The following is a 9,655-nucleotide window of genomic DNA, read 5'->3' as shown; positions in this document are numbered from 1 at the left end:
TTTCCTCTGTTTATTTTATATTCTCTTTTGCACTATTTTTATGTTTTTTTTTTTTTTGTAGTTTTTTTTTTTTTTCAGATGTGTATAAGAGACAGAGGCAACGCCATTTTTGCCATTTTTCTTTATCTCATACATTGCATGATCGGCTTTTTGATAAACTTCATTAAACTGTTGTTTTCCTTTATCAAATAGACAAACACCGATGCTCATTCCAATCGTTACTTTATTTAAGTCCTGATTTATAGCAGGAATGATGGAACTTAAGAGTCGATCACAAAGTTGAGATATTTCTTCTTGATTTGAATAAGAGCTTAAAACGACAAACTCATCTCCTCCTATGCGTCCGACTTGAGACTTGCTTGGCGCAAGCTCTGTTAAGCTATTGGCGATATTAATGAGGAGAGTATCACCAGTATGATGGCCTAGCTGGTCGTTAACTGCTTTAAAATTATCTATATCAACAAACACTAAGGCAGACTGCTGAGACGGCTTGGTTTGAGGTTGATGATTAAAGTTTTCCTCTATTGCTTTTCTATTTAACAGTCCGGTCAATGGATCACTCGAAGCTAACTTAGCCAGTTGCTGCTCATATCGCTTTTCTTTTGTAATATCGATATGAGTGCCCATCATGCGTAGTGGTTCGCCATCAGAACCATACTCGACGATGCGCCCTCGATCGTAGACCCAACTATCACTGCCGTCTTTATGAATCATGCGATGAACTACCTCATAAAGGTCGGTTTTGCCAGCTAGGTGATCTTCAAATGCACCCACCGCAAGATCATAATCTTCAGGGTGGAGATTGTTTTTCCACGTTTCAACCGTCGCGGTTAACTCATGGGGCTGATAACCTAGCATTTTGCCCCACTGCATATTGAATATCGTCAAAGTACCTGAAGGAATATGCTGCTCCCACAAACACAGTCCATTACTGTCGAGTGCAGCATTCAACTTTTCTTGTAGTCGCGCATTCTTCCGCTTCAGCTCTTCATTTTCTTTTTCTAAGCAGGCAATTCGAGTTAGATATTCTTCCATTTTGCGCATAATTTACGTCGTTTTCGGAGCGACAATATACGAAAAATACTTTGCAATTTCTATGATTGAGCTTGGAGATATAAGTATTGAATATGCGGTAAATAATAAAGAATCGGTGATGTTACTTAAGAGCAGCAAAGTAAATGCTTGGAAAAACAAAGAAGGAAATAGGGGATAAGCGAGGGGCTCTCCTGGTGCAAAGTCATAAATGAGGCCTTTGCACCGGGACTACTGAGGGTTAGCGGTTTAGTGCACCACAACGCTCAGGCTGGTAGGTGATATCGACAATTTCAATTGTCTTCACTTGATTATTTGGCATTGGCCATTCAAGTTTTTGACCAACAGACAAACCGATCAGTGCGCTGCCTACGGGCGCAAAAATGGAAATATCATCACTGCTTTTCAGCTCAGATGGGTAAACCAGTGTCTTTGTCATGGTTCTATCTTCACCTGCAAATTTAAACTCTACAGTTGAGTTCATCGTGACCACATTATCTGGCATTTGTTCTGGCTCAAGAACCGTCGCACGGTCTAGCTCTGCTTCTAGCTCAACAAGCTCCGCCGCGATGTTTGGCATTTTATCCAACAAAGCCGTGATTCGGTTCATATCTAAGCTTGAAATGTAGATAGAATTGTTTTCTGACATTTTATGACTCCCAAATAAAAGGCCGCCTCACAAACATGGGACGGCACTCTATATGTCAATTACGGTATCAATCATATGGATTTTATTCCATATGAACTAAATCAGATTCTAGTCTTTATAGTGCGACTTAGCTAGTAAAAGATTTTTGTTGTGAGACTTGATTTTTCTAAAACTTTCAGTCACTTCAGTTGTTCACCTTTAATAGCCTTGAAACGGCTAGGTTAAAACGAATGCTTTGTTTTTAAACAAAGCAGGGTTTATCGTTAGCGTGGTTTAACTCGACAATCATTGCCATTCTGTAAAAGCCAAAACTGTATAGCCCTTTGTGAGCATGACTGCGGTTATCTCATTTTGTAAAAACTACCAACATCCGTTAATAAATTACCTTTTATTCTTCAATATCAAGATAAAAACGTTAATCTACCCCTTTAGGGTAGTTTGAAATTGTAATTGATTTACATCATGTATTAATTTTCTTTCACAATTAACAATGAGCTCAGTGATAAGAACCTAACCCTTAGGAATTATAATGAGCAAGTTTAAGCTAGTAGTCGTCGGTAACGGTATGGTAGGGCACCGTTATATTGAAGACTTAGTCGAGAAAGCTGATATCTCTAATATGGAGATTACCGTTTTCTGTGAAGAACCTCGTGTCGCATACGACCGTGTGCACCTTTCCTCTTACTTTTCTCACCACACTGCAGATGAACTTTCTTTAGTGAAAGAAGGCTTCTACGAGAAACACGGCATCAATATGTTGATCGGTGAACGTGCGATTAACATTAACCGTGAAAACCGCATTGTTTACTCAAGCACTGGCCGTGAAGTTCAATACGACAAGCTGATTCTTGCTACAGGCTCATTCCCATTTGTCCCGCCTATCAAAGGTCATGAAAGCAAAGACTGTTTTGTTTACCGCACGATCGAAGATCTAAAAGCGATTGAAGCGTGTGCGAAAAACAGCAAATCAGGCGTGGTTATCGGTGGTGGTCTTCTAGGTCTTGAAGCGGCAGGCGCACTAAAAGCATTGGGTGTAGAAACGCACGTTGTTGAGTTCGCACCAAAGCTGATGGCTGAGCAACTTGACCTTGCTGGTGGTAACCAACTTCGTCAAAAGATCGAGCGTATGGGTGTGAACGTTCATACTAGCAAAAATACGCTTGAGATTGCGCCAGAAGGTAAAAGTGCTCGCAACGTTATGCGTTTTGCTGACGGCACTGAGTTAGAAACAGACTTCATCGTATTTTCAGCGGGTATTCGCCCACAAGACAAACTGGCTCGTCAAATGGAGCTAGAAGTTGGCCCTCGTGGCGGTGTTGCCATCAACGACCATTGCCAGACTTCTGATGAGAACATCTACGCGATTGGTGAGTGTGCGTCTTGGAACGACATGTTCTACGGTCTTGTTGCTCCGGGTTACAAGATGGCGACGGTTGCCGTTGATCACCTACTAGGTAACACAGAAAGCAAATTCGAAGGCGCTGACATGTCTGCGAAGCTGAAATTGTTGGGCGTGAAAGTAGGTTCAATCGGTGACGCGAACGGTCGTACTGAAGGTTGTAAGAGTTACGTTTACCAAAACGAAGAGCAAGAAGTTTACAAACGTCTTATCGTTTCTGAAGACAACAAGAAGCTGCTAGGTGCAGTACTCGTGGGTGATACGTCTGACTACGGCGATCTGCTTCAATTGATGTTGAACGAAATCGACCTACCAGAACACCCAGACGCATTGATCCTTCCTGCACACGCAGGCGCTGAGAAACCAGCACTAGGTGCAGACGCTCTACCAGAAAGCGCGGTGATCTGTTCATGTTTCGATGTAACCAAAGGCAAGATCGCTCAAGCGGTTGCTGATGGCCACCATACATTGGGCGACATCAAAGCAGTGACTGGCGCTGGCACAGGCTGTGGTGGTTGTATTCCTCTAGTGACGTCTGTTCTAAATGCTGAGCTTGCTAAATCTGGTATCGAAGTGAAGAACGACGTGTGTGAGCACTTTGCATACTCACGCCAAGAGTTGTTCCACCTAATCCGTATCGAAGAGATCAAAACGTTTGATGAGCTTCTAGAGAAATACGGTAAAGGTTACGGTTGTGAAGTTTGTAAACCACTGGCTGGTTCTATCTTGGCTTCTTGCTGGGGTGAGCACATTCTTAAGCCACAACTGGTTAAGCTGCACGACACCAACGATAACTTCCTAGGTAACATTCAAAAAGATGGTACTTACTCCGTAATCCCACGTATGGCGGGTGGTGAAGTTACACCTCAAGCACTGGGTGCACTAGCGAACGTTGCTGCAGAATACAACCTATACACCAAAGTCACCGGTGCTCAACGTATTGGTCTGTTCGGTGCTCAAAAAGACGATCTTCCAGAGATCTGGCGCAAGCTTATCGACGCTGGTTTCGAAACAGGTCAAGCGTACGCAAAAGCACTTCGTATGGCGAAGACATGTGTTGGCTCAACGTGGTGTCGTTACGGCGTTCAAGACTCTGTTGGTCTAGGTTCTTACATCGAGAACCGTTACAAAGGCATTCGTACACCTCATAAGATGAAGTTCGGTGTTTCTGGCTGTACTCGTGAGTGTGCGGAAGCACAAGGTAAAGACCTTGGTATCATCGCGACTGACGCAGGTTGGAATATGTATGTTTGTGGTAACGGCGGCATGAAACCTCGTCACGCAGACCTACTTGCAAGTGACCTAGATAAAGAAACGCTAATCAAGTATATCGACCGCTTCATGATGTTCTACATCCGTACTGCAGCGCCACTACAACGCACATCAGTTTGGCTGGAAAACATGGAAGGTGGCGTTGACTACCTACGCGAAGTGATTGTTGACGACAAACTTGGCATCAACGCTCAACTAGAAGCTGACGTAGCGAAGCTTGTAGACGAGTACGAGTGTGAGTGGACTGCGACTATCAACGACGAATCACAACTGACTCGTTTCGCACACTTCATCAACTCTGACAAGCGCGATGACAACGTTATGTTTGTACAAGAGCGTGAACAGCACCGCCCGGCAACTTTCACGGAAAAACACCCTGAAGCGAAAGGCGACATCCTACACGTAGCGATCACTGAAGCATAAGGGAAGGTTGATTATGTCATTTGAAAAGATTTGCCAAATCAGCGACATCGTACCGGGCACTGGCGTTTGTGCACTGGTTGATGGTCAGCAAGTTGCGGTATTCCGCCCAACACAAGCAGAAGAAGTGCTGGCGATCAGCAACACAGACCCGTTCTTCCAATCAAACGTGCTTTCTCGCGGTTTGATTTGTGAGCACCAAGGCGAACTTTGGGTAGCAAGCCCACTTAAAAAGCAACGCTTTAACCTGACAACAGGTGCGTGCATGGAAGACGAGCGTTTTAGCGTGAAAGCGTACAAAACGCGTGTAACCAACGGCGAAGTAGAAATTTCTGCATAAGCTTGGTTTGCATTCCCTCCTCCTTAAGGGGAGGGAATGCACTGAGTACTTAGATTCAATAGACAAAGGCTTTCCAAGCGTCATCTTTGGGGAACAGGGAAGCGAGATGATGTCGACAGCAGTGGGTGTCAACGGGAAGCCTTTCTCTATTCAATCTTTAACTTTTTAACTTTCAATTTTGAATAAGGACACATTCATGTCTACAGACTTTAAACCTGCTAAATTCGTGCAAACCATGATCAACGTGGGTGAAGCGAAAATTAATACCAGCACTCGAGATCTTCTGCTTCGTGGCACGATGGCAGGCGTTATTCTGTCTCTTGCAGTGGTGGTTGCTATTACCGCGATTGTACAAACGGGCATTGGCCTTGTGGGGGCGCTTGTTTTCCCTGTGGGCTTTGTGATTCTCAGTGTGATGGGTTACGACCTTGTCACAGGTGTTTTTGGTCTTGCTCCTTTGGCTAAGTTTGCTAACCGTCCGGGTATCACTTGGGGTCGTATTTTCCGTTGCTGGGGATTGGTAGGTTTGGGTAACCTGATTGGTTCTCTAATTGTGGCTTACCTAGTGGCAATCTCTCTAACCGGTAACTTCTCTCTAGAGCTCAACGCGGTAGCGAAGAAGTTTGTCGCTGTATCGACTGCCCGTAGCCTTGGTTTCGAAAACATGGGCATAGACGGATGGATCACGTGTTTTGTACGCGCTATCTTCTGTAACCTAATGGTGTGCCTAGGCGTGATCGGCAACATGACGGCACGTTCAGTATCTGGTCGTGTAGCGATGATGTGGTTCCCAATCTTCATCTTCTTCGCACTCGTATTTGAGCACACCGTGGTAAACATGTTCCTATTCCCACTGGGTATGATTCTAGGTGCGGATTTTGGTATCGCGACTTGGTTGAACTTCAACCTTATCCCAACCATCTTAGGTAACATCGTTGGTGGTCTTGTAATGACTTGTCTGCCACTGTACCTAACTCATGCGAAAACTGCGCCTTCTATCAACGTAGTTGAAGAAGAAGTAAAAGCAGAGCCTGCAATCGCAAAATAAACTGCTTTTATCTGGCCCTACCTATGGTAGGTAGGGCTACTCAACTCATTTAACTTTCAATAGATATTGTATTGATTTAGCTATAAAAAGTAATAACTCCTTGGGGTAGTTTGAACCTTAAGTTAATAACGTGAGTGTTACTCTTTATATCCAAATTTCCGATAGGCGTTGATATGACTACTGCGAACTCATCTTTAAACAACGGCTTTGTTTCTCTAGTTGGTGCAGGTCCGGGCGATCCAGACTTGCTGACGGTCAAAGGTTTGAAAGCCATTCAAGCGGCTGAAGTTGTGGTGTATGACCGATTGGTATCTAAAGAGATTCTAGAGTTAGCACACGTATCCGCCGAGATGATTTATGTCGGGAAAAAGCTCGATTTTCACTGCGTACCACAAGACCAGATCAATCAAATTTTGGTGGAAAAAGCACAAGAAGGTAAACGCGTTGTGCGCCTAAAAGGTGGTGATTCTTTCATCTTTGGACGCGGCGGTGAAGAGTTAGAAGAGCTTGTAGAATATGGCATCAAATACGAAGTGGTGCCGGGGATCACCGCGGCGGCGGGCGCGACGGCTTACGCAGGTGTTCCATTAACGCACCGTGACCACGCGCAAAGCGTTCAATTTATTACAGGTCACGTGCAAAAAGACGGTCGCGAAATTGAGTGGCATTCGTTAGCGCAATCTAACAACACACTTGTGTTCTACATGGGTTTGAAGCAAAGCGGTCACATCATGGATAACCTGATCACTCATGGATTAGATCCAGAGATGTCATGCGCCATTATTGAAAATGGTACGCGTCCAGAGCAGCGCGTGTTCCAAGGAAAACTGAACGAACTTTCTGAAATGGCTGAGAAGGCGATCAGTCCAGCGTTGATCGTCGTTGGCAGCGTGACTCAGTTGCACAACAAACTAGACTGGTTTAGAAAATAAGTTCGTCTAATGGTTAGATTTTGCAGGGGCTATGACGTCTCTGCATTTCTTGCTTACGCATTGGCATTTGATCAATCAAATTGTTGATAAATGGCCAATCTGTTTCTGCGCCCCATCGGTATTTCTCTTGACCATCTTTACCCAGTAAAATTGCGGTATGTGAGCCTTTTTCAATTTCATACAGCTTGGCAAGCATTTTCAAATCAAACTCTTCTTTGAGCCAAGCTGGAGACGTATAGCCTTGTTCTGTAATGACTAATGTGACCACATCTCTGTCTTCCAACTCGCACTCATTCATGAGTGTTTCTAGTAAGAATTGTTTAACGTATTCATCGTTTTCTGGAGCGAAGTAAAGCACACTCCGATGCGGCCAGTACTTTGAATGTGCTGGATAACCGAATGCTGTCGATGACAAGATACAAGAAAGTAGTATCACTAGTAACTTTCCGCCCATGACAGTTCCCCTAGAAACCCAAATACCGTTTATACGTTAAGTTTAGTGGAATTGGCTCATTGTGCTTTTACCAAAACTGACTTAGGGTAGGCAGCAAATAAATCAAGCGTAGAAAAGATGAATTCGGAAAGAAAACAAAAGATCGCCATTTTGGTTGATGTACAGAATGTGTATTACACCTGTCGCGAAGCGTATCGCAGTAATTTTGATTACAACCAGTTTTGGTATGTTGCGACGCAAGGGAAAGAGGTGGTGAGTGCTCGTGCTTATGCCATCGCGAGTAACGATCCAAAACAGCGTCAGTTTCATCACATTTTACGCGGTGTTGGGTTCGAGGTAATGCTTAAACCCTATATTCAGCGTCGTGACGGCAGCTCGAAAGGCGACTGGGATGTCGGTATTACTCTTGATGCGATTGAAATTGCCCCTGAAGTTGAGGAAGTGATTCTCGTTTCTGGAGATGGGGACTTTAGTCTGCTAGTGGAACGAATTCAGCAGCGCTTCAATAAAACGGTGACCGTTTATGGTGTGCCTAAGCTAACATCCCAAACTCTGATTGATTGTGCAGATAACTTTGTCGCGATTGATGATGACTTCTTACTGTAATAACTAACGTGACAAAGAAAAGGCGAGTCATTCAGGCTGTACGCTAACGTACAATGACTCGCCTCTAATTTATTGTTGATTTGGCTAATTATGAAGGAATGATCATTTGTCCTAACAAGTAGCCCAGACAGCAAGCACCAATCACACCAATCAAACCTACCGACATAAATGAATGGTTGAAGTACCACTTACCAATCTTAGTGGTACCTGACGTATCGAAGTTCACTGTCGCGATGTCTGAAGGGTAGTTCGGAATAAAGAAGTAACCGTATACCGCAGGCATTAGGCCGATAAGCAGTGCAGGATCCAGACCCAAGCCAAGACCAACAGGCAGCATCATACGAGCCGTTGCTGCTTGAGAGTTCACCACAACCGATACAATGAACAACGCAAGCGCGAACGTCCAAGGGTAGTTGGTTACCATCTCAACGATGCCAGATTTGAACTGAGGCATTGCGTATTGGAAGTAAGTATCTGACATCCAAGCGATACCGAAGATCGCAATCGCTGCCACCATACCTGATTTGAATACTACGCCGTTTGGTACGTCACGTGGGTCAGTTTTGGTTGCAAGCAAAATGATACCGCCGAAGCAGAGCATCATCATTTGAATCACAACGGCCATGCTGATTGGTTTCGTGCCATCCACGATGGTACGAATGTCCGGCCACATCGCGATAACGACGATAACCAAGATAGACGCGATGAACAGCAATACAGAGTTACGAGCACTTGTTGGTAGCACTTCATCAAGAGACGTTGCAGTGGTGTTGAGGATCTTTTCACGCCACACCGGATCTTTTAAACGCTCTTGGTATTCTTCATCGTCTTCCAGTTCTTTACCGCGTTTTAGGCTGTAAAGTGACATCAGCAACGTACCGAATAGCGTTGCAGGTACAGTAACGAGCAAAATAGAAAGCAGAGTGATCTCGTGCTGAATATCAGAGAGTTGTGCCAAGTAGTAAACGACTGCCGCTGAAATTGGAGAGGCCGTAATCGCGATTTGCGAAGCGACGGAAGCGGCTGCCATTGGACGTTCCGGACGAATGCCGTTTTTCAGTGCAACGTCGCCAATGATTGGCATGATGGAGTAAACCGCGTGACCTGTGCCGAGCAAGAAGGTCATAAAGTAAGTAACAAAAGGAGCGATCAGGGTGACGCGTTTTGGGTTCTTACGAAGCACACGTTCGGCAACTTGCAGCATGTATTTCAAACCACCAGCCGCTTCAAGAATGGATGCACATGTTACCACTGCCAAGATTATCAACATAACGGTGACAGGAGGGGAGGTTGGCGGCATCTTAAAGATGAAGACTTCAATCACCAAACCAATACCAGATACGACCCCAAGGCCTATACCACCATAACGTGAGCCGATATACAGCATCACGAGCAAAAATAGAAACTCAAGATACAACATGTGGATTTCCTTATTCAAAACAGGGGGCTATATAGCCAAATTACTTAATTACATTGTCCCGATATTCAGAAAGAAAATACTTC

Annotated in this window: 9 protein-coding genes; 5 read left to right on the top strand and 4 right to left on the bottom strand. The window is 44.5% G+C overall.

All coding sequences use genetic code 11. From position 1 onward, the window contains the following. Nucleotides 1-15: 15 nt before the first annotated feature. Together EX191_RS18610 and rnk are read right to left on the bottom strand one after the other, a co-directional pair. A complete protein-coding gene (locus tag EX191_RS18610) occupies nucleotides 16-1,035 on the bottom strand; it encodes a GGDEF domain-containing protein (protein WP_243238767.1) in 1,020 nt (339 codons plus the stop codon). A gap of 238 nt (nucleotides 1,036-1,273) precedes the next feature. Then, complete coding sequence (gene rnk / locus EX191_RS18605) at nucleotides 1,274-1,681, bottom strand: nucleoside diphosphate kinase regulator (RefSeq protein WP_005394604.1); 408 nt, start codon at nucleotides 1,679-1,681, stop codon at nucleotides 1,274-1,276. Between the two features lie 529 nt (nucleotides 1,682-2,210). Between rnk and nirB the strand changes: the two genes are divergently transcribed. The 4 genes from nirB to cobA all read left to right on the top strand — a co-directional run bounded on the left by nirB (nucleotide 2,211) and on the right by cobA (nucleotide 7,092). Beyond that, entirely contained in the window at nucleotides 2,211-4,775 is a 2,565-nt protein-coding gene (gene nirB, locus EX191_RS18600; RefSeq protein WP_193448245.1) for a nitrite reductase large subunit NirB, read from the top strand. 13 nt (nucleotides 4,776-4,788) lie between these two features. Next, nucleotides 4,789-5,112 carry a nitrite reductase small subunit NirD gene (gene nirD, locus EX191_RS18595; RefSeq protein WP_005387969.1) on the top strand — a complete coding sequence of 108 codons (324 nt, stop codon included), beginning with the start codon at nucleotides 4,789-4,791 and terminating at the stop codon, nucleotides 5,110-5,112. 196 nt (nucleotides 5,113-5,308) lie between these two features. Then, nucleotides 5,309-6,160: a formate/nitrite transporter family protein gene (locus EX191_RS18590; RefSeq protein WP_193448244.1), complete on the top strand. Its 852-nt coding sequence runs from the start codon at nucleotides 5,309-5,311 to the stop codon at nucleotides 6,158-6,160. 173 nt (nucleotides 6,161-6,333) lie between these two features. Next, nucleotides 6,334-7,092, top strand: coding sequence for a uroporphyrinogen-III C-methyltransferase (gene cobA / locus EX191_RS18585; RefSeq protein ID WP_193448243.1), 759 nt, complete (start codon nucleotides 6,334-6,336; stop codon nucleotides 7,090-7,092). A 13-nt stretch (nucleotides 7,093-7,105) separates the two neighbouring features. Here cobA and EX191_RS18580 read toward each other — a convergent pair whose 3' ends face one another. After that, on the bottom strand, nucleotides 7,106-7,546 hold the full coding sequence (locus EX191_RS18580; protein WP_012842228.1) for a DUF4174 domain-containing protein: 441 nt from the start codon (nucleotides 7,544-7,546) through the stop codon (nucleotides 7,106-7,108). A gap of 117 nt (nucleotides 7,547-7,663) precedes the next feature. On the opposite strand from EX191_RS18580, the gene EX191_RS18575 reads away from it, so the two are divergent. After that, the gene (locus EX191_RS18575) at nucleotides 7,664-8,152 is read left to right on the top strand and encodes a LabA-like NYN domain-containing protein (RefSeq protein ID WP_005394594.1); all 489 of its coding nucleotides are present in this window, start codon (nucleotides 7,664-7,666) and stop codon (nucleotides 8,150-8,152) included. Between the two features lie 88 nt (nucleotides 8,153-8,240). Here the strand turns inward: EX191_RS18575 and EX191_RS18570 are convergent, their stop codons facing one another. Beyond that, the gene (locus tag EX191_RS18570; RefSeq protein WP_193448242.1) at nucleotides 8,241-9,572 is read right to left on the bottom strand and encodes an anaerobic C4-dicarboxylate transporter; all 1,332 of its coding nucleotides are present in this window, start codon (nucleotides 9,570-9,572) and stop codon (nucleotides 8,241-8,243) included. Nucleotides 9,573-9,655: the final 83 nt, after the last annotated feature.

Source organism: Vibrio chemaguriensis (genome assembly GCF_012275705.1).
Taxonomy (GTDB): Bacteria; Pseudomonadota; Gammaproteobacteria; order Enterobacterales; family Vibrionaceae; genus Vibrio; species Vibrio diabolicus.
This window is presented reverse-complemented; position numbering and strand designations above follow the sequence as displayed.